The sequence below is a fragment of the Micromonospora phaseoli genome (assembly GCF_900109115.1).
Classification (GTDB): domain Bacteria; phylum Actinomycetota; class Actinomycetes; order Mycobacteriales; family Micromonosporaceae; genus Micromonospora; species Micromonospora phaseoli.
Window position 1 is genome coordinate 41,945 of the sequence record NZ_FNYV01000017.1, and the last position, 19,381, is coordinate 61,325.

General features: G+C 72.7%; 17 protein-coding genes. 3 read left to right on the top strand and 14 right to left on the bottom strand.

Annotated elements, in window-relative coordinates:
- Positions 1-117: 117 nt before the first annotated feature.
- Positions 118-1,041 carry an arginase family protein gene (locus BMY89_RS28045; protein WP_092383242.1) on the top strand — a complete coding sequence of 308 codons (924 nt, stop codon included), beginning with the start codon at positions 118-120 and terminating at the stop codon, positions 1,039-1,041.
- A gap of 31 nt (positions 1,042-1,072) precedes the next feature.
- On the opposite strand, the gene BMY89_RS28050 is transcribed toward BMY89_RS28045, so the two are convergent.
- The 14 genes from BMY89_RS28050 to BMY89_RS28115 form a co-directional block, all read right to left on the bottom strand.
- Positions 1,073-2,923, bottom strand: coding sequence for an AfsR/SARP family transcriptional regulator (locus BMY89_RS28050; protein ID WP_092383244.1), 1,851 nt, complete (start codon positions 2,921-2,923; stop codon positions 1,073-1,075).
- A gap of 102 nt (positions 2,924-3,025) precedes the next feature.
- On the bottom strand, positions 3,026-3,982 hold the full coding sequence (locus BMY89_RS28055; RefSeq protein ID WP_092383246.1) for a Gfo/Idh/MocA family protein: 957 nt from the start codon (positions 3,980-3,982) through the stop codon (positions 3,026-3,028).
- A 1-nt stretch (position 3,983) separates the two neighbouring features.
- Positions 3,984-4,826, bottom strand: coding sequence for an inositol monophosphatase family protein (locus tag BMY89_RS28060; RefSeq protein WP_092383248.1), 843 nt, complete (start codon positions 4,824-4,826; stop codon positions 3,984-3,986).
- On the bottom strand, positions 4,823-5,356 hold the full coding sequence (locus BMY89_RS28065) for a flavin reductase family protein (RefSeq protein ID WP_092383250.1): 534 nt from the start codon (positions 5,354-5,356) through the stop codon (positions 4,823-4,825). The genes BMY89_RS28060 and BMY89_RS28065 overlap by 4 nt, the downstream gene beginning before the upstream one ends.
- Complete coding sequence (locus BMY89_RS28070) at positions 5,353-6,876, bottom strand: amino acid adenylation domain-containing protein (protein ID WP_092383252.1); 1,524 nt, start codon at positions 6,874-6,876, stop codon at positions 5,353-5,355. The genes BMY89_RS28065 and BMY89_RS28070 overlap by 4 nt, the downstream gene beginning before the upstream one ends.
- Positions 6,873-7,538: a 4'-phosphopantetheinyl transferase family protein gene (locus tag BMY89_RS28075; RefSeq protein ID WP_092383254.1), complete on the bottom strand. Its 666-nt coding sequence runs from the start codon at positions 7,536-7,538 to the stop codon at positions 6,873-6,875. Before BMY89_RS28075 ends, BMY89_RS28070 begins: the two co-directional genes overlap by 4 nt.
- A complete protein-coding gene (locus BMY89_RS28080; RefSeq protein ID WP_092383256.1) occupies positions 7,535-8,650 on the bottom strand; it encodes an acyl-CoA dehydrogenase family protein in 1,116 nt (371 codons plus the stop codon). Before BMY89_RS28080 ends, BMY89_RS28075 begins: the two co-directional genes overlap by 4 nt.
- Positions 8,643-9,803, bottom strand: a complete 1,161-nt coding sequence (locus tag BMY89_RS28085) for an acyl-CoA dehydrogenase family protein (RefSeq protein ID WP_092383258.1) — start codon at positions 9,801-9,803, stop codon at positions 8,643-8,645. The genes BMY89_RS28080 and BMY89_RS28085 overlap by 8 nt, the downstream gene beginning before the upstream one ends.
- The gene (locus BMY89_RS28090) at positions 9,800-10,054 is read right to left on the bottom strand and encodes an acyl carrier protein (RefSeq protein ID WP_092383323.1); all 255 of its coding nucleotides are present in this window, start codon (positions 10,052-10,054) and stop codon (positions 9,800-9,802) included. Before BMY89_RS28090 ends, BMY89_RS28085 begins: the two co-directional genes overlap by 4 nt.
- Positions 10,055-10,059: 5 nt before the next feature.
- Positions 10,060-11,334, bottom strand: coding sequence for an alanine racemase (locus BMY89_RS28095; RefSeq protein WP_092383260.1), 1,275 nt, complete (start codon positions 11,332-11,334; stop codon positions 10,060-10,062).
- Positions 11,327-12,826, bottom strand: a complete 1,500-nt coding sequence (locus BMY89_RS28100; protein ID WP_092383262.1) for a class I adenylate-forming enzyme family protein — start codon at positions 12,824-12,826, stop codon at positions 11,327-11,329. Before BMY89_RS28100 ends, BMY89_RS28095 begins: the two co-directional genes overlap by 8 nt.
- A complete protein-coding gene (locus BMY89_RS28105) occupies positions 12,823-14,058 on the bottom strand; it encodes an acyl carrier protein (RefSeq protein WP_092383264.1) in 1,236 nt (411 codons plus the stop codon). Before BMY89_RS28105 ends, BMY89_RS28100 begins: the two co-directional genes overlap by 4 nt.
- A 76-nt stretch (positions 14,059-14,134) precedes the next feature.
- Positions 14,135-15,355 (bottom strand): inositol-3-phosphate synthase, encoded by a 1,221-nt coding sequence (locus BMY89_RS28110; protein WP_092383266.1) that lies wholly within the window; start codon positions 15,353-15,355, stop codon positions 14,135-14,137.
- Positions 15,356-15,402: 47 nt separating this feature from the next.
- Positions 15,403-16,677, bottom strand: a complete 1,275-nt coding sequence (locus BMY89_RS28115; RefSeq protein WP_232521593.1) for a DegT/DnrJ/EryC1/StrS family aminotransferase — start codon at positions 16,675-16,677, stop codon at positions 15,403-15,405.
- A 105-nt stretch (positions 16,678-16,782) separates the two neighbouring features.
- On the opposite strand from BMY89_RS28115, the gene BMY89_RS28120 reads away from it, so the two are divergent.
- Positions 16,783-17,889, top strand: a complete 1,107-nt coding sequence (locus BMY89_RS28120; protein ID WP_092383270.1) for a glycosyltransferase — start codon at positions 16,783-16,785, stop codon at positions 17,887-17,889.
- A 9-nt stretch (positions 17,890-17,898) separates the two neighbouring features.
- Complete coding sequence (locus BMY89_RS28125) at positions 17,899-19,338, top strand: condensation domain-containing protein (protein WP_092383272.1); 1,440 nt, start codon at positions 17,899-17,901, stop codon at positions 19,336-19,338.
- The last annotated feature ends 43 nt before the right edge of the window (positions 19,339-19,381 follow it).

Sequence of the window (19,381 nt, forward strand, 5' to 3'; positions counted from 1 at the left end):
CACCGGGTGTACCAATGCGGCAAAGACCGTGACGCGGGGCTGCCGCGACGGCCGTGCCGATGCCCGCCGTGGTGCCCGGGCCCGGCGCAGTCCGGCTCGCGGGGTGATGATGAGGTCATGGTCTTGACTTGGGACGTCATCGGGGCCCCGTCGAGCGCGGGCGCACACACCCCCGGGGTGGAGCGGGCTCCGGCCGCGCTCCGCGAAGCCGGCCTGGTGGAGTTGCTGCGGCGGGCGGCCGAGGCCGCCGATGTCGGTGATGTGCGGCCGTTCCGGTGGCGGCCGGACCCGGCGCGGCCCAACGGCCAGAATGCCGGGGAGGTGCTTCGAGTCGCGACCGACGTCGCGCAGCGGGTCGAGGCGTCGGTACGCCGAGGCCGGAAACCGCTGCTCCTGGGTGGCGACTGCACTGTGACGATGGGTCTGGTGGCCGGCCACGAGCGGGCGGGCCTGCCGGTGGCCCTGGTCTACGTCGACGGCGGGCCGGATCTGTACACCCCGTTGACCAGGGCGAACGGGAACCTGGACGCGATGGGCCTGGCGCACCTGCTCGGGCTGCCCGGGACACTGCCCGACCTCGCTGCCGTCGGCGGGGTGGTGCCGCTGTTGACTCCCGAGCGAGTGGTGGTCTACGGCGACTCACTGCCCCCCGGCGACCACGAGTACGACCTGGTGGCCGAGCTCGGCATCGACTACGTGCCGGCGAGCGAGGTGCACGCCGATCCGACCGCAGCCGCGTCGCGGGCGCGGGCTGCCGCCGAGGCCGCGGCCTCGGCGTTCGTGGTGCACTTCGACGTCGACGTGCTCAACTTCGTCGACGCCCCGCTGGCCGACGTGCCCGAGCCGGCCGGGCTCACCCTGGACGAGGCGTCGACCACGCTCGCCACCCTCGTGGCCAGCCCACGCTTCGCCGGGCTCTCGGTCACCGAGATCAACCCGGATCACCTGCCGGACACCGAACTCCTGCCGCGGTTCGCCCGGATCCTGGCCGGGGCGCTGTCCGGCGGTGACCGTCGGGCGGTGCGCTCACGCGAGCAGTGAGCGGAGTGGTCACGTGACCTGAGCGGAGTGGTCACCCGACGGGCGAGAGCTGCCCGTGCGCGGCTACGCACTCCCGAGCGAAGATCCGGAGCAACCCCGGCAGGTGGAAGCGCTGCCCCGGCCCCTCGGACTCGACCGGCGTCAGCAGGTTGTGCTCGACGAGATGCTCGACCATCCGATTGGCCTGCTGGCTGGGCAGACGCAGGATCTCACCCGCATTCGACTGGGTGATGATCAAGTTGGTGCTGGCCAGTAGGCAGAGCGCGTCCCGGGCAGCCGGATCGAGTGCCCGGTAGCTGCCGGAGAGGCTGTGCCGCACCGAGATGTCGCCGACCGCGAGTTCTTCCAACCGGTTCTCCTCGCTCTCCAGATGGTCGGCGAAGCTGGGCAGAGCGATGCCCGGCTGGGCGGCGAGCCTGCTGCCCACGATCCGCAACGCCAGCGGCAGCTGGTCGCATGCCACCGCGATCCGGCCGAACACCTCCGGCTGCTCGCGTGCCCGGTGCTCGCCGGCGATCGTCGCCAGCAACTCCACCGCGTCGCTGCGGGTCAACGCCCCCAGCGTCAGTCGCCAGCCGACGTCGAGGTCCAGCAGACGCTGCCGGCTCGTGATCATGACCAGGCTGCGGCCGGCGCCGGGAAGCAGGGGGCGCACCTGCTGGGCGCAGTCGACGTCGTCGATGATCAGGAGCAACCGCCGTCCGGCGAGCGTGCAGCGCAGCACGGCGGCGCGCTCGCGTACGTCGTCGGGCACGTCGGAGCGGGCGACGCCGAGCTCGACCAGCAGCTCCCGCATCAGGTCGCCGGTGCTGCGGGGTGCTCCGTCGGCGGTGTCGAAGCTGACGAAGAGCTGACCATCCGGAAAGATGTCCGCCAGCTCGTAACCGCTGGCCACGGCGAAGCAGGACTTGCCGACCCCGGGGGCGCCGGAGACCAGCACGACCGAGGCGTGCTCGTCGGCGCCGGTGGTGTCCGCGATCCCCTGGGCGATGGTGCGCAACTGGCGGGTCGTGGTGGTGCGGCCGATCAGTTGGGGAGGCTTCATCGGCAGCGCGCGAGGCCCGGCTGTCGGCTCGGAGGCCGGGGCGCCGCCACCGACCGCCGGCGGTCGACCGGCCGGCGGTCGGAGGTCGGCCGGGTCGGCGTCGAGGGCGGCCTGCAACGCGCCCTGCAACGCCGGACCCGGATCGACCCCCAGCTCGTCGACGAGCGTGCGGCGAGCCTCCTGGTACGCGGCGAGCGCCTCGGCGGTGCGACCAGCCAGGGTGAGCGAGGTGACCAGCTGCGCCTGCCGGCGCTCGTCGAGTGGTTCCTCGGCAACCATGCGCCGCAGCGCGGGAATCACCCCGGCGGACTGTCCCAGCCGGAGCCGCAGGTCGACGAGCTCGGTCACCGCCTCCCGGCGTTGCTCCTGCAGGGCGGTGGTCAGTGCGGCGATGTCGGTGCCGAGGTCCGGCAGGTCCTCAAGGGCGCGCCCGCGCCACAGGCCCAGGGCCCGGCTGAACAGCTCGGCGGCGGTGTCCAGGCGGTCCTCGCGGGCCGCCCGGTGTCCGTCGCCGGCGAACCGCTGGAACCGCAACAGGTCCAGTTCGTCCTCGTCGACCCGCAACTGGTAGCCGGCGCCGTCGCGGACCAACCGGTCGGCCGAGTCGCCGCTGTGGTCGAGGGTCTGTCGTAGCCGGTGGATGTACGTCCGCAGGTTGTGCAGCGCCGACGCGGGCGGCGACTCAGGCCAGATGCCGTCGATGAGCCGCCCGGTGCCGACCGTCCGTCCCGGATTCAGCAGGAGGATGGAGAGCAGGGCACGCGGCTTGGTCCCGTTGATCGCAACCGGGCCCGCCTCCGTGGTCAGCGCCAATGGCCCCAGTACACTGAAATCCATAGCACTCTTCTCTCGGCCGAGAACATTGCCGTTCAGCGATTTCTGATTTCGCAATCCCCGCCGGAGAGTGGGAAAAACGCGTCCGCCAGATGATGCAAAGACTCATCGAACGGGCTTCACGCCCTTACTGAGCGTGACACCGGCCGTGGCCTGGTACGCGGCGTCGAGGACCGCGACCGCGTCCGCCACCCCGGCACCGGTGGACCGTCCGGACCGCACCAGTTCGACGAAGTCCTCCGCCTGGCGGGCCAGCGCCGCGTGCATCGTGGCGTCGCCGTCGGCCGGGTCGAGGAAGGTCAGGCGTTCGTGGTCGCGGGTGCCGAAGACCTCCACGGCGGCCATGTCGCCCCCACGGTGGTGTCGGCCCAGGGCGACGAGCGCGGTGCCGCCACCGGACAGGCCGAGCAGTGCCTGGGCGCTGTCCACGTCGTGACCGCTCACCGCGGGGTCGGTGACGTGCCGCGCGTGCTGCGTGGCGACCCGGTCCACCCGCTCGCCGGTCAACCACTGGATCTGGTCGAACTCGTGCACCCCCATGTCGACGAAGATGCCACCGCTGCCGGTGCGGAACCCTGCGGCAGGGGGTTCGCCGTCCCACTGCAGCGCCGCCACGAACAGCACGTCACCCATTGCTCCCGCCGCGATCCGGTCCCGCAGCCGCTGCAGGCTGGGGACGAACCGGCGCCAGTAGGCCACCTGGAACGCGATCCCGGCCTCCGCCGCCACCCGGCCCGCCTCTTGTGCCTCGGCGGCGGTCAGCCCGGCGGGCTTCTCGCACAGCACCGGCAACCCGGCCTTCGCTGCGATGGCCACCAGCGCGCCATGCTGGCTGGTAGGGGTGGTCACCAGCAGACCGTCGGGCGTGGTCTCGGCGAGCAGGTCCGGCACCGAGGGGTACACCGGCAGGCCGGTGGTGGCGACCGCGGCCCGCGCCGCCGGGACCGGGTCGACCACATGGGTGATGGCGGCAGCCGGGTTGTCCGCGAGGGCCCGCAGGTGGTGGCGACCCATCCGGCCGGCACCGACCAGCGCGAGTCGGAAGTCAGGGCTCCTCGCCATCTCACATCCCCTCCTCGTCGGCCGCGCCCAGCCAGTCGGCGAGCGCCGCCACCACGGCCGGCGCGCCGGTGGCGAAGACGACCCGCTCGCCCCGGCGCCACCGCCGGCTCACCCCGCCCGCCGCCTCCACCAGCGCGGCGCCGGCGGCGATGTCCCACGGCGCGGGGTCGAAGCTGACGAACGCGTCCAACTCGCCGGTGGCCACCGTGGCCAGGTCGCAGACGGTCGAACCCGTGTTGCGCAGGTCGGCGACGCGCGGTGCGACCAGGGTCAGCAACTGGTACGCCTGCCGCCGTGGACCGGGTGCGTTGGGCACCGCGAAGGCGACGAGCGCGTGCTCCGGCACGGCCTGCGGCTTGACGGTCAACGGTGACTCGCTCCCGTTGTGGGCGCCGTCGTCGCCGAGCACGAGACAGGTACCGGTCGCCGGCTGCAGGATCGTCGCGGCGACCACCCGGTCGGCGGCGCCCGGGGCGGATCCGTCAGGTGAGTCGGTGTCGCGGCGGTCCGCCGCGACCGCGATGCTGACCGCGTACCGGCTCAGCCCGTGGCTGAAGTTGAGCGTGCCGTCGAGCGGGTCGACGATCCACCGCAGACCCGAGCACCCCGTCATGAACCCGGACTCCTCGGCCAGCACGGCGTCCTGCGGCCGGTCGCGGGCGATCAGGTCGAGGATGGCCCGTTCGCTGGCCTGGTCGGCGGTGGTGACTGGATCCTGGGCCGCACCGTCCTTGTACGTCAGCTCCACGCCCTGGCCGCAGACATCGCGGATCGCCTCGGCACCGGCCCGCGCCGCCCGCAGACTGAGACGTTGCAGGTCGGACGGTGCGGCTCCGGTGCTCATCGGGTCACCTGCGCTTCCCGCAGACCGGCCACCTGCGCATAGTGGCCGTCCACGAAGAGCAGCGGCGGCTTCGGCCGCAGCAGGCCGGACGAGCGGACGGCACCCATCAGCACCGTGTGGTCACCCGCCGGTTCGGCGCGGACCGCCTCGCACCCGAAGTAGGCCACCCCCTCGGTGAGCAGGGGGCACCCGGTGTCGTGCTCCGCGTCGTGCGGGATGTCCGCGAAACCGGCCACCCCGGCCGGTCGTCCCCGACTGGCGAACCACGCCGCCTCGTCGCACTGATCGTCCGCGAGCACGGTGATCGCGAACCGGCTGGTCTGCTGCACCGCGCCGAGCAGCCGGCAGTCCCGCTTGAGGCAGACCAGCAGCATCCGGGGTGCCAGCGACACGGTGGTGAACGAGTTGACGGTCATCCCGACCGGCCCGTCGTGTCCCCGGGCCGTGGCCACCGCAACCCCGGTGGCGAAGCGGCCGGCCACTGATCGGAACCTCCGGTCCTGATCGGGTGGACCCTGGACGTCAGTCATCGCAGCGCTCCTCTCGTCTCGGCGCCCTCCCCGCCCACCAGGGCGGCTATTCGGCGTCGGTCGGTCTTGCCGTTGGCGTTGGTCGGCAGCGCGGTCACGTGATGGATACGAGCCGGCACCATGTAGCCGGGTAGGCGGTCGGCGCACAGCCGGGTCAGCTCGGTGGCCACGCCCCCGGTCCCGGTGTAGACGGCTTCGAGGCAGGTGGCGTCGCCCGCGCCGAGCGCCAGCACCACCGCGTCCTGTACGCCCGGGTGCCCGCGCAGGACCATCTCGACCTCGCCCAGCTCGATCCGGTAGCCACGTAGCTTCACCTGGTCGTCCAGCCGTCCGTGGTGGACCAGTGCGCCGTGCTCGCGGCGAACCCGGTCGCCAGTGCGGTAGTACCGACGCCCGGCGTACCGCACGAAGCGGTCGGTGTCGTCGGCCGGGTCGAGATAGCCGGCGAAGCACTGCGCCCCCTGTACGCAGAGCTCACCGTCGTCGCCGTCGGTGCCGTCCTCGGCGAGCAGGACGGCGTCGAGGTCCGGGTGTACCGCCCCGATGGGCACCGTCCCGTTGGAGGTGACCGGCCAGTCGTCCGGCTCGGCCGGCAGCCGGTACGCGGTGCAGGTCACGGTCAGCTCGGTAGGACCGTAGAGGTTGTCCAGCACGCTGCCCGGCGCCGCCGTCGCCCAGGCGTGCGCCTGCTCCAGGGTCAGCTGCTCGCCGGCGAAGAGGCTGTACCGCAGGCCCGGCATGGCACCCGGCGTCAGCATTCGCATCCGTCGGGCCAATGACACGACCGAAGGCACCGAGAACCAGTGAGTGATCCGCCGGTCGTTGACGAAGCGCACCGGGGTCAGCACCTCGTCCGGCGCCGGCACGACCAGCGTGGCCCCGCCACCCCAGGCGACGAACATGTCGAACACCGAGGGGTCGAAGGTCAGGTCGAAGGTCTGCGACAGCCGGTCACCCGGCCCGACCGGGTAGCGGTCGAGGCAGTACGCCAGGTAGGCGTCGACGTTGCGGTGCCGGATCGGTACACCCTTGGGGCGTCCGGTCGAGCCCGAGGTGAACAGCGCGTACGCCACGTCGTCCGCTCCGATGACCGGCATCGGGGCCGGTGCCGTGGGCGCGAGCATGGCGGCCCGATCGCCACCGAGCCGTACCAGCGAGGTGCCGGCCGCAGCCGACACCTCCGCGGCCAGCGCGTCACCGGCGTCGTCGGCCACCATCACCTCCACCCCCGCGCCCCGGCACAGTTGGGCGTTGCGGGCCGGCGGGAAGGCGGGATTGAGGGGGGTCACGACCGCCCCGGCGCGCAGCGCGGCCAGATATCCGGCGTACGCGGGCAGGCTGCGCGCGGCCAGTAGGCCGACGGCGGCCGGCGGGTGCCCGACCACCTGGCACAGCTGCCCGGCCAGGCGTTCGACGAGCTCGTGCAGCCGCCGGTACGTCACCACCTCCCCGTCGACCTCCAGAGCGGTCGCCTCCGGCACCCGCTCGACGCTCCGTTGAAACCATCGGTACAGACTCACGGCGTTGCTCCCTTCCCTGCGTTGTCGTCGACCGGCTCCCAGGCGCAGCTCCATGGCGTCCCGTCGAACTCCGGTAGTGCCTGCCAGCGCAGCTGTCGCCACCGCCCGTGCTCCTGGTCGGGGTCGACCGGGATCAGCCAGGGCCGGATGCCCAGCCCTTGGCCGGTGGCTTTGGCGCAGGACTCCTGGGCGGTCCAGATCCGGGCCACCGCCTGGTCACGCGCCGGGCGGCCCTGCCGCAACAGGACATCGGCGCCGCGCGGGCAACAACGCCGGACCAGCGTCTCGCCCACCGGGTACGGCACCTGTACGTCCACCCCGACCGCACCACCCCGGGTGTGCACGGCCGCCGCGACCAGCGCCCCGGAGTGGGCGAGACTCACCTCGAATGTGGGGTGACCGGGCAGGTAGGGCTGCCCGCCCGCGCGGTGACCCACGGTCAACGGCCTCGTCGTCCCGCCGACGGCGTTGACCAGGGCGCGGAGCAGCCGGCGCGCGGCAAGCCGTTCGGTGACCCGCCACTCGGGCAGACCCCGACCGCCGGCCAGGTCGAGCGAGTCGGCGGGGTCGACGGGTGACCGGCGCAGGTCGCGCAGGCGCGCGCAGGCGACGAAGACCCCGTCGGGCAGCGCGGTGCGTCGGACACCGGGCGTGGTCCTCATGATCGGCTCCCGACCAGCTCGTCGGCGTGGTCGGCGATGCCGGCCAGCATGGCGCCGGTGGCGCCACCGGCGATGCCGAACATGGCCGCCTCGGTGCGCAACGCCGCCTCTCCGCCGTCGCGGAAGGCGTCGGCACCGCGCAGCTGCACGGCCTCGGCGGTGATCCGGTCGACCGCCTCGGCCGCGGTCACCTTCAACAGCATGCCGGCGGCGGCCGCGGGCGCATCCGTCGAGTCCAGTAGGGGCGTGCACAGCGCGTCGAGTTGATGCAGGGCGACCAGGCAGCGCGCGTACCGCTCCCGGATCGCCGGACGGTCCCACAGCGTGCCGCCCGCGGCCGGCCGTTGCCGTAGCCAGTCCCGCAGGTCGGCGAGCAGCCGCCGGCACATCGCCCGGGCCCAGAGCGCTCCGGCCAGTCGCTCGACGCCGACCTGCCGGGCGAAGCCGGCCAGCGCCCGGCCGGGACGGCCGACGAGGGCGTCGTTGTCGAGCACCACGCCGTCGAATTTCAGGTGGCCGACGCCGGAGCCGGCGAAGGCCCGGCCGGCGGGTTCGACTGTCACACCGGGCGCGGACATCGGCACCAGCAGCCAGCAGAAGCTGGTGAAGTGCCGGGGTTCGCGGTGCCGGACGAGCACCAGCGCGGCGTCGCAGGTCGTCGCGTTGGTGATCCACTGCTTGTGGCCGTCGACGGTGAAGGAACCCTCGCCCAACTTCGCCCAGGTCGTCGCGTCGAGCAGGTCCGAACCGGACCCGGCGGCGTCGGTGACGGCCAGCGCGACCACGGTCTCGCCGTGCAGCAGGCCGGTCCGGGCCCGGTCCGCCGGTCCGGACGGCTCTGCCAGCAGGGGCAGCACGGTGGCCACCTGTACGCAGACCGACAGCGTCACGCCGAGCGGGCAGCGGGCGTCCAGCTCGGCCAGCAGCACCGCCAACGAACGCGGATCGGGCTGTGGCGGGCCGGTGCCGGCGCGGGGATAGAGGGCTGCGGTGATGCCCTTGGTGCCCAGCGCGCGCCATACGGCGCGGGCGTCGGCGAGGTCCACGCCGGCCAGCGCCCCGCCCACGGCGGCGGCAAGGTCGTCGGACGGGGCCGGCGTCGGCTCAGGCAAGACGCACCCCCGGATCGCGTAGCGTCAACGCACCGTTCGCCAGCCGCAGCCGGTCGTTGCCGTAGTTCAGCGACGCCGATCGCAGGTCACGGAAGGTCCGCTCGACCAGCAGCGGAGAGTCAGTGAGATAGCCGTGGCGCAGGCCGACCAGCTCAACCAGTTCGTGTACGGCCGCGAACGACTCCTCGGCGGCCCGGATCTTCAGCGTGTTGAGCAGCAGCTGAACCGGCGAGGCCGACATGTCGGACGCGGATTCGACGACCGACACGGTGTGCCGCAGCAGCGCGTGCGCGGCGTCGAGCCGGATACGGATCTCGGCCAGGCGCAGCAGCACCAGCTCCGACGACGGGGCGAACTGCCGCCGCCCGGCCTCGCTGCGGGCGTGCCGCAGCACCCGTGAGTACGCACCTGCCGCCGCGCCGAGCCAGGCGGCGGCCCAGCCGATGTGGGCCAACGGCGCGAACACCGCCGTGGCGATGTCGCGGAACCCGCCGTGCTCGCCGATCACCTGCCACTGCGGCACCGCCCCGCGCAGCCGCATCGGCACGCTGTGGGTGGCGCGCATGCCCAGTGGCTGCCAACCGCCGGTGACCTCGATCTCCAGCTGGTCCCGCGCGGCGTAGACCAGGTCCACCTGCGTCGCCGACCCGGCCTCCGGGGCTCGGGTGGTGATCAGAAAGGCGTCGGCGTGCGGGCCGCCGGTCACGATGGGTGCCTGGCGGTCGACGCGCAGCATCTCCCCGGCCCGCTCCAGGCCCGACTCGGACGTGAGCAGGTGGCCGCCCTTGCCGGGTTCGGTGGTGACCGAGCCGAGGTACAGCTCACCGCGGGCCACCGCCGGCAGTACCTCGGCGCGTAGCTTCTCCGCACCGTACGCGGCGATCGCCGCGACCTGCTGGCAGTGCATCGCGAAGATCATTGCCACCGACATGTCCACCCGGCCCAGCGCCTCGGTGACGTCGACCAGATCGGTGAGGGTACCGCCAGGACCACCGTCGGTGGCGGGCACGAGCAGGCCCAGCAGCTGGGTGGACCGCATCGCGGCCAGCGCGTCGGTGGGAAACGCGGCGGCGGAGTCGGTGGCCTGGGCGTGCGCCGCAGCGACGCCCACCACCGTCTCGACGGCTGCGTCGTACCGGCTGGCGGCGGTCATCGCGTACCACCGCCGACCGGTGCGCGCAGCTCCTCGACCACGTCCCACAGCCCACCGGCGGTGGCGAAAGTGGAGTCGACCAGCTTGTCGTCCGGCACAGCCACGCCGAAGGTGTCCTCGATGGCGAAGAGCAGTTCGATTTCGCGCATCGAGTCCAGACCGAGGTCACGCAGGCGCGACTCCTCGCTGATCTCGCCGTTCCCGGCGAACTTGAGGAACGGCCGGAGCATCTCGGTGAATTCGTTGTTCATGACGGTCACCTTTCGTCTCTCGGTTCGGTCGAGTTCTCCCGTGCTTCGGCCGGGGCCCGGGTCAAGGTCAGCCGGGACGTCTCGACGACGCGGTCGCCGTCGCAGACGACCTCGACGGGTGCCGGGTGGCCGAGGAAGGCCAGCAGGCTGGCGGAGAGGCCGTAGGCCCCGACGTTCGGCACGCTGAGCACGTCGCCGGGCCGGACGTCGGGCAGGTTCGCGGCACGTGCCCAGGTGTCCAGCGGCGTGCAGAGCGGGCCGGCCACGATCGCCCCGGTCAGCGCCCGGCCGTCGGCCGCGTCGTCGGCCGCGTCGTCGGCCCCCTCCGCGGTCGCGTGCAGGGCCGGGACCAGGGGCGGCAATCGGCGCAGGCCGGACATCCCGCCGAGGTGGTTGATGCCGGACTCCAGGACGACCACCGGTGTGCCGTGCGAGTACTTCACGTCCAGCACCCGGGTCAGCAGGGTGCCGGCGGTGGCGGTTAGGAAACGACCGGATTCGAAGGCGACCAGCGGATCGCGGTCCCGCCAGCCGGGAAAGAGCCGGTCCAGCGGTTCGCGGACCCGGTCGGCGAGCCCGGTCAGGTCCGCGTTCCCACCGGTACGCGCGAACGGCGCGCCGAACCCGCCGCCCAGGTTGAGCATCGTCAACTCGATACCGAGCAGATCGCGTAGCCGGCGTGCGGTGGCCGCGGCGGCGGCGAACTGGGTCACCAGCGCGTCCACCGACTCGACGTTGCTGCCGGTGTAGAGATGGAACCCGGCGACGGTGGCCGACGGGCGGGGGCGGAATGCCTCCGGCTCCTGCTCGATCCAGGCCACGTCGGCCCCGAACTGCGAGGCGACCCCGGTCATGGTCAGGCCCTGGCCGGGATTCGGTACCCGGTCGTTGACCCGCAACAGACAGCGCACCTGGGCGCCGAGCCCGCGGGCGGCGCGTTCGGCCTGGTCGAGGCCGCCTGGCGAGTCGACCGAGAACCACCGGACGCCGGCCGCGACGGCCTCGGTCACCTCGGCGTCGCGCTTGCCGGGGCCGGTGTAGAGGATCTGGTCGCCGCGTACCCCCGCAGCCAGCGCCGCGGCCAGCTCGCCGAGGGAGCTGATCTCGGCGCCGCAGCCGGCCGCGTGCAACGTCGCCACGATCGCTGGGTGCGGATTGGCCTTCAGGGAGTAGTACAGCCGGCTGGGTGTGGGCAGGGCCGCGCGCAGCGTGGCGTGGTTGGCGCGTACCTCGGCGAGGTCGTAACGGTAGGCCGGGGTGTCGAAGGCAGTGTCAGCCACGGCACTCACCCGCCAGCCGGGCCAGCGCCCGTCGATCCACCTTGCCGTTGCCGTTGAGCGGCAGGTTCGGCAACACGACGCAGCGCGCCGGCACCTTCATCTCCTCGAGCTGACCACGCAGCCGACGCAGGATGTCGTCCGCCGCCCACGGGGCGACCACAAAGAGGGTGGCGCCATCCTGGCCGGCGACCGGCGGCAGCACCCCGGCGACCTCCACCCCGTCGACCCGGTACGCGGCCGCTTCCACCTCCGTGGCGCTGACCCGGGTGCCCTTCTCCTTGTAGACGTCGTCCCGGCGGCCGATGTAGTAGACGTAGCCCTCGGCGTCGACGCGGCCGTAGTCACCGGTGTGCAGCTGCGGAAAGAGGCCGTCGCGGCGGCGAAAGCGCTCGGCGGTCAGCTCCGGTCGCCGCCAGTAGCCGGCCATCACGTGGGGGCCGCGCACGACCAGCTCGCCGGTGGTGTCCGGTGGTTGCCGGCGGCCGGCGACGTCCACGGTGAAGATCTCGGTCCCGGGCAGCGCCCGGCCGCAGGATCCCGGTCGCCGCAGGTCCTCGTCGGGGGGCAGGATCGCGGCGCGCTTGCATTCGGTTAGGCCGAACATGAGTTGCACCTTCAGGTCGGGCAGCTGGTCGCGCAGGCCGGCGAGCACCTCCGGGGGCATGGTGGCCCCGGTGTTGGTGATCAGGCGCAGCGCTGGGCGCGCGGCGCCGGGTCGGCGTAACAGCCGCAGCAGATTGATGGCGAGCGACGGGACGCAGGGCAGCACGGTCGCACCGGACTGGCGGAGGCTGACCAGTAACCGGCCGCCAGTCTGTCCGGGATCGCCCAGATGCAGCCGGCATCCCGCCGCAGTACTGAGGAAGATCTGGTACAGGCCGTAGTCGAAGGAGGTGGGCAGCACGTCGTGCACCACGTCGTCGGCCCGGTACGACAGCTGTGCTCCGATGGCCCGGACCGCGAACGTGACCTGCGCGTGCGTACTGACCACGGCCTTGGGCAGGCCGGTGCTGCCGGAGGTGTAGATCAGGCAGATCGGGTCCACCGCCAGCGGTTCCTCTGCCGCCGGAGAATCCGGCCGGACCTCGCTGTCGGCCGCGGTGGCGAGCGCGGCCCGGCCCCGGACGGCGACGTCCCGGGCGAGTGACAGCTCGCGCAGCAGGGGTTCGTCCGTGAGGGTGAGCACCGGTTCGGCGTCGTCGAGGACGTGGGCCAGGGCGACCTCGGGTGCGGGAACCCGGATCACGGCGAAGACCGCGCCGATCCGTGAGATGCCGTACAACAGTGCGGGCAGCAGCGCGTCGGTGGAGAGCGCGACCAGCACCCGGTCGCCGCGTCGGACGCCCTGCCGGCGTAGCCAGCCGGCCAGGCGGAGGCTGCGGACGCGCAGCTGCCGGTAGCTGAGGCGGTCGGTGCTGTCGGTGACCGAGTCCGCGTCGGGGTGTTCGGTGGCGGTCCGGTCGAGCAGGCCGTGGAGCAGGTCGGTGCTCATCGGCCACCCCCGGTGCCGGTCGCGTCGGTGAACATCGCGCACAGGGAGCCCACGTCACGCAGGTCGGCTGCGGAGAGCGCGGTAGCCGGAACCTCGACGCCCAGTCGCCGCTCCACCTGGTCGATGACGTCGACCAGCCGGAAGGAGTCGAAGCCGGGCAGGTCCCGTAGAACGTCCGTGCTGCGCAGGCCGGCGTCGTCGAGGTGCAACGTCTCGCGCAGCGCGCCGAGCACCGCCGCCCGGACCGGCCCGTCGGCACCCTGCGGGGTATCCCCGGTGGTGGTCGGTGTCGAGCCCGCGATCGCCTCCAGCGTGGCGAGGTGCTCGTCGAGAAGTGTGGTGAGCGCGTCCGCCAGTTCCGGTACGGCGGGTCGTCCCGCCTGGGCCCGACGCAGTGCCACGTAGCTGCGGGCGGAGAGCTGCTGCCAGCGTTGTGCCTGGCCGGCCAGCGCGGTGGCCGCTTCCGGCCGGGTGCTCTCCAGCCAGTGCTCGTGCAGTTGGCGGGCCCGGCCCAGCAGCCAGACGTCGAGGACGAAGCGGTGCAGCCCGTCCACGGTGGCCAGGTTCGATTCGAGCGAAGCGAGGTAGCGGACGATGTCCGGGCGGGCCTGGCGGGCCCGCTCGGCGTTGGCGGCCAGCATTCCGGGCACGTGGATAGCCGGGGCCGGGTCGGCCGCGACGGCCAGCGTGTGCGCGCCACCGGCGAGCGCCGCGTCGAACTCGGTCACCGGCAGCCGCCACACGCCCGGGCGCGCCAGCCCCCAGGCGGTGTCGTTGTGGTACGCGTCCACGACCGTGACCTCTCCGGAGTCGGCGGCCGTCGCGAGAAAGCTGTGTCGCATGTGCTCGTGCCCGTAGTACGGGCACCACGGCAGATCATGCGCGTCGGCGGTGACGTAGAGCGGCTGGCCGGTCTCGAACAGCCGACGGACCTGTTGGCCGTCGAGCTGCATCCATCGGCCCTCGGCCCGTAGGCCGAGCAGGGCCACCGCCTCGGCGGCCCGATCGTCCGCGGTGGCCTCGACGCTGACCAGGCCGTCCCGTTCCCGGGTGCGGAACTCGAAGCGGGCACCGAGGGCGAGATGGCTACCGGTGCCATGGGCGTGGTCGGCCAGCAACGCGAAACTCGTCTGCAGGCAGTCCAGCGCGGTGGCGCGCAGGCCCGTCAGGATCGGCGTCCACACCGGATCCTCGGTCTGCCGGTCCGACCGGCTCTGGGTGTGCGGGGGCATGGCAGGCTCCTCGTGGGCTGCTACGGCGGGAGGTGCCGCCGACGCGGTCGTCCGCGCCGGCGGCGTGGGCGGGTACTCAGCTCCCGGTCTGCCGGTCGAGCCCGTTCGCCCAGTCGGCGAGGACCCGGGCCTGGTCGGCGAGGGCGTGCTCGTCGGTGCCGATCGGATCCTTGAAGAAGAACCCCAACTGCTCGATCGGGCCGACATGGCCGGCCCGGTGCGCGGCGGCAGTCAGCCGGGCCAGGTCCAGCACCAGCGGCGCGGCCAGCGTCGAGTCGACGCCGCTCCAGGTCAGCTGCATGGACATCCGTACGCCGAGGAAGCCCTCGAACGAGACGTGGTCCCAGGCGGTCTTGTGGTCGCCGAGGTCGGGCACGTTGTCGATGTGCAGCGGCGCGGTCACGTCCTCACCGAGCAACGCCGGCAGCACACCCGCCTTGGAGCTCAGTTTGCTCTTGGCGTTCGCCGGGTCCTCCAGCGTCGCCCCGTCGCCGCCACCGAGCAGGTTCACTCCCGCCCAGGAAAGGACGTGCAGCGCCCGGGAGGTGAACATTGGCGCGAGCGCCGTACGCAGCAGGGTCTCACCGGTCTTGCCGTCCGATCCGGCGAACGGTACCTGCTGCCGCTGGGCCAGCAGCTCCAGGGCGGGCATCCGGGCCCCGGTCGACGGGGTGAAGTCGACGAAGCCGCAGCCGGCCTGGAAGGCCGCGTACGCGACGACCGAACTGGGCGGGAGCGCCCGGGCCTGCGGGTCGGCCAGACTGCGGGTCAGCGCATCCAGGTCGTCGTGCTCGGGCCGGTACTCGGCTGGCGGTTCGGTCGAGGACACGTTGATCACGACGACCCGGGCCAGGCCGTGCCGGCGGCGAAATTCCTCGATGTCGCCGACCAGCCGGTCGATCACCTCGGCCTGGGGCCCGGTGTCCGAGCGCACGTCGTAGCCGGTACGCAGGTTGCGCTCCACCTCGGGCAGGCTGCCCCGGACCGCGGCGAGAACCGGTGCCGGTATCACCCCGGAGTCGACGAGCGATTCGGCCTTCTTCTCCAGCGGCGTGTCGACGATGTCGTGTCCACCGATCACCAGGTCGGTCCAGCTCGCCAGCGGCGCGTCGCGCAGCATTCCGGTGTCGGTGACGCATCCGGTGGAGCTGGCCATGCCGGCGCGCAGCGCCAACAGGCCGGTGATCGCGGTGGTGGCGACCGAGCCCCGGGCACCGTTGAGCCACAGGCCGACGGGCGCCTCCGGGGCTCGTGACGGGGACGGGCTTTGCTGATTCTCGCTGTGCGTGACGGTCACGGGAAAGGTCCCTTCTCTGGGTGCGCCAATGGGTGGCGCGGTCGAGGTCAGCGGGCGCAGATCTTGCTGATGGCACCGGCGATGTCGTGCATGTCGCGTTCGCCGCCGAGAAAGGTGCTGTGGTGGGTCTGCACCGTGTGCGCGGCGAGCCACTCGGTCTTCGGGTAGGAGCGGTCGCGGTGGATTGCGGTGAACCGCTCGGCCAGCGGGGCGAGCAGCGGTTTGGTCCACGGTTGCAACAGGCGGCTGCGGTGCAGCGGCTCGTCCGTGACGTAGAAGCGCCTGCCCAGCTCGGCGGTGAGCGCGGTGGCCACGGCGCCGTTGTCCATGGCGGCAGGCAGCTCGTCGAAGATGATCGTGCCCTCGTAGATGGAGGTGCGGGTCTGCGCCGGGGCCGGCTGCAGCAGACGTACCTCGTCGAGATCGGCGACCAGCTCGGTCAGCAACGCGTAGTTCCGGTTGCGGACATCGTGCTGCTCGTCCAGGGCAGCCAACTGCGCACAGGCGACGGCGGCGGAGAACTCGCTCATGCAGAAGTTCGCCCCCTGTACGCCGGCGCTCTCCTCCAGATCCAGCTCACCCGGGGGGGTGGCCCGGCTGCGGTAGCGGCGGGAGTCGGCCCGCAGCTCCTGAAGGACCGGCGCGAGCGTGTCGTCGTCGGTGACCACCGCCCCGCCCTCCCCGCAGCTGAGGACCTTGCCGTGCTGGAAGCTGAAGCAGCCGAGCCGCCCGAACGAGCCGGCCTGGCGGCCCTGCCAGGTGGCGCCGTGCGCCTGGGCGCAGTCCTCCACGACGGAGATTCCGTGAGGTGCGGTGACCGCGTCGAGCGCCGGGATGTCGGCCATGTTGGAGGCCCAGTGAACGGCGACGACTGCTCGCGGTTCCACCGACAGGTCGAGGTCTTCCGGCCCGACGCATCCGGTGTCGAGGTCGACGTCCACCAGCACCGGCACCAGGCCGGCGCGCAGCGCGGCGGTGGCGGACGCGGTCCAGGTCAGGGCAGGGACGAGCACGGCGTCGCCGAATCCCAGGCCCAGCGATTCGAGGGCCACCACCAGGGCGCTCGACCCGTGATCCACGGGTACGCAGTGGCGGGTGCCGACGTAGCGGGCGAAGTCGGCGGCGAACCGGCGCTCGAAGAGTGCCGTGTCGCCGTACGCAGGGCTGCTGATCGCCCACCGCCCGCCGTGCAGCACGGCGGAAAGGTTGCGCTCGGCGTTCGGGGCGGGTACCGGCCAGCGGGGCCAGGGCGTCTCCGGCGGGCGGTACGGCCGGCCGCCGTCGACGGCGAGCCGCCGGTCGAGTGGGATCGAGGTCGTCATGCCATCGACACTGGTGCCGGTCAATACATTGTCCGTACACATCGGATACTGCCGCCGCCGGTGAGCGTGTATCAGCGCTGTATCGCGCTGGTCGAACCTCGGGACATGAGCCGATCCCCGCAGACACCCCGCAGCCAACCGACCGCACCCCGCGTCGCGGAACGCGGCGTCTCCGTCGTCATCCCGGTGAAGGACCGGGTGACCGAGATGCGCCGGCAACTGGGCAGCCTCCAGAGCGCCATCCGGAACTGTCCCGAGCCGGTGGAGGTGGTGGTCGTCGACGACTCGGGCCCGGCCGCCGCCGCCGCGCACCGGGCCGCCTGCGCCGAGTACGGCGCGCGCTACGTGCGCGGTCCCCGGCACGTCGGCGCCAAGCGCAACCTGGGCGTCCAGCACTCCCGCTACGACCTGCTGCTGTTCACCGACTCCGACTGCCGGGTGCCCGCCGACCTGATCACCCGGTACGCAGCCCGACTGCGGGACAGCGGCGAGGAGGTGGCCGGGGTCACCGGACCGGTCCTGGTGGAGCCCGGCAGCAGCGCCTTCTTCCGGGTGATGAGCCGCTCGTACCTGCTGCTCGGCGACCTGACCCGGCCGCTGCACCACGAACGGGTGTCCTGGGGCGCGACGGCGAACACTGCCGTGAAACGGTCCGCGTTCACCACGGTGGGTGGGTTTCCCGAGGACTCCCCGATGCCTCTCGGCGGCGAGGATCTGCACCTTGGCCTGGTGCTGACCGACGCCGGGTACGTGCTGCTCGCCGATCCGGACGGGGTGGTCACCCATGACACCTCGGTCGCCGACACGCTGGCCGCCGTGGCGTACCGGTTCACCACGTACGGGCGCTCCGAGCAGTGGCTCTGCGTCGTCCACCCGCACCGGCGCCGGTTCGTGCTGAACACCGTCAGCACCCTCACCCTCACCGCAGCGGTCGGGCTGCTGACCGCACGGCGTACCGGTGGTCGCAGCCTGCTCGCGGTGCCGGCCGTCGCGGCGGCGCTGGTCGCCGCGAAGACCCCGGGTCGGCTGGGCGGGGATCGTGGCCCCCGGGCTGTCGCCGAGTCGGTGGCGTGCGCCGCGATCGAGACCCTCTTCGACGGGGCCGCGTTCGTCACCGCGCTCCGGATGCGCCGCCCCGACCTGCTCTTCACCGGCTTCCGCGCGCCGGACGAGGCCGACTACCAGCCGGTTGCGGAACCGGTGGCGGCGTAGGGGGTGGCCATGTCGAGCATCCTGCCGCTGGCCCCGAGCCAGCAGATGATGTGGGAGTTCATGACCGCGCTGCACCCGGCACGCCCCGGCGCCACCCGGCTGGTGGTGGTGGAGTTCCGCCGCCTGCGGGGCACGCTGGACGCGGCGGCGCTGCGCCGGGCGATGCAGGACGTGGTGGACCGGCACGACGCGCTGCGGATGCGGTTCGACCGCATCGGTACCCGACCCGCGGTGCGGATCCTGCCCCGGGTCGCCTCCCCACTGGAGTACGTCGACCTGTCCGGTGAGCCGGCGCCGGTGCAGCAGGCCCGCATCGAGCAGATCGCCTACGAGCACCGCACGGTCGAGTTCGATCCCGGCCGGGCCCCGCTGTGGCGGGCCGCGCTGATCCGGCTCTCCGAGACCGAACACGTCCTCGCGCTCTGCTTCTTCCACATGGTTTCCGACGGGTGGTCCTGCCGGGTGTTCGTGGAGGACCTGTTCCACGCGTACGCCGCCCGGCTCGGCGCAGGCGCGCCGCAACCGCCGCTGGGCGTCGACTTCAGCGGCCTCGGCGCGATCCAGGAGGCGGAGTTGACCGGCGGCGGGCCCGACGCGGCGACCCGGGCCGGATACTGGCGAGACCAGTTGCGGCCGGTCTCCCCGTACCAACTGTTCCCCGCCTCCCCGCCCGCCCCGGACGCCGATCTGAGCGCCGAGGTGGCCACCCGGTTCGCCTTCCCGGCCGAGATCAACGCGCGGCTACGGCCGGCGGCCCGGCGCGCCCGGACCAGCCCCTACGTCCTGCTGCTCGCCGCCTACCTGGTGCTGCTGTCCCATCGGGCCGGCCGGGAGCGGATCGTGCTGGGCACCACCACGCTCGGCCGGGAGAGCCCGCTCTCCCAACGCCTGATCTGCCAGTTCACCAACAACGTGTACGTGCCGGTGACCATCTCGCCGGACGCACCGATCGGCGACGTGGTCGGCGCCGCGCACGCCGCGCTGACCGCGGCCATCGACCACGTGGCGCCCTTCCACCGGGTGGCGAGCGCGGTCCGGCCGGACTTCCCACGGTTACGCCCGTGGCCGGACAGCCATCTCTTCGACGCGTGGTTCCAATCCGCCGCCTCCGCATCGCCGGTGATCCACTGCCCCGGGCTGCAGGTCGAGCCGATCGACGTGACGGCCCGCCCCACCCCCGGTACGCCCGCACCGGTGGTCGCCGCCGACGTGCCGGCCGACTGCCTGCCGACCTGGCTGAAGCGGGGCTCCCCGATCGTGGTGGTGGACGACGACCGAACCGGCGGGGTCTTCATCCGCAACCGCAGCTTCTTCGACGACGAATTGGTACGCGGGCTGATCGACGACTACGTCGCCGTCGTCTCGACGCTCGTCACCGACCCCGGCCGGTGTCCGGGGCAGTTGCGGCTTCCTGACGGCGCGTGCTTCTTCGATCACGTCGCGGGGTAGGAGGGGAGAGGGCTGCCGGAGAGGGGCGAGCACGACGATCCAG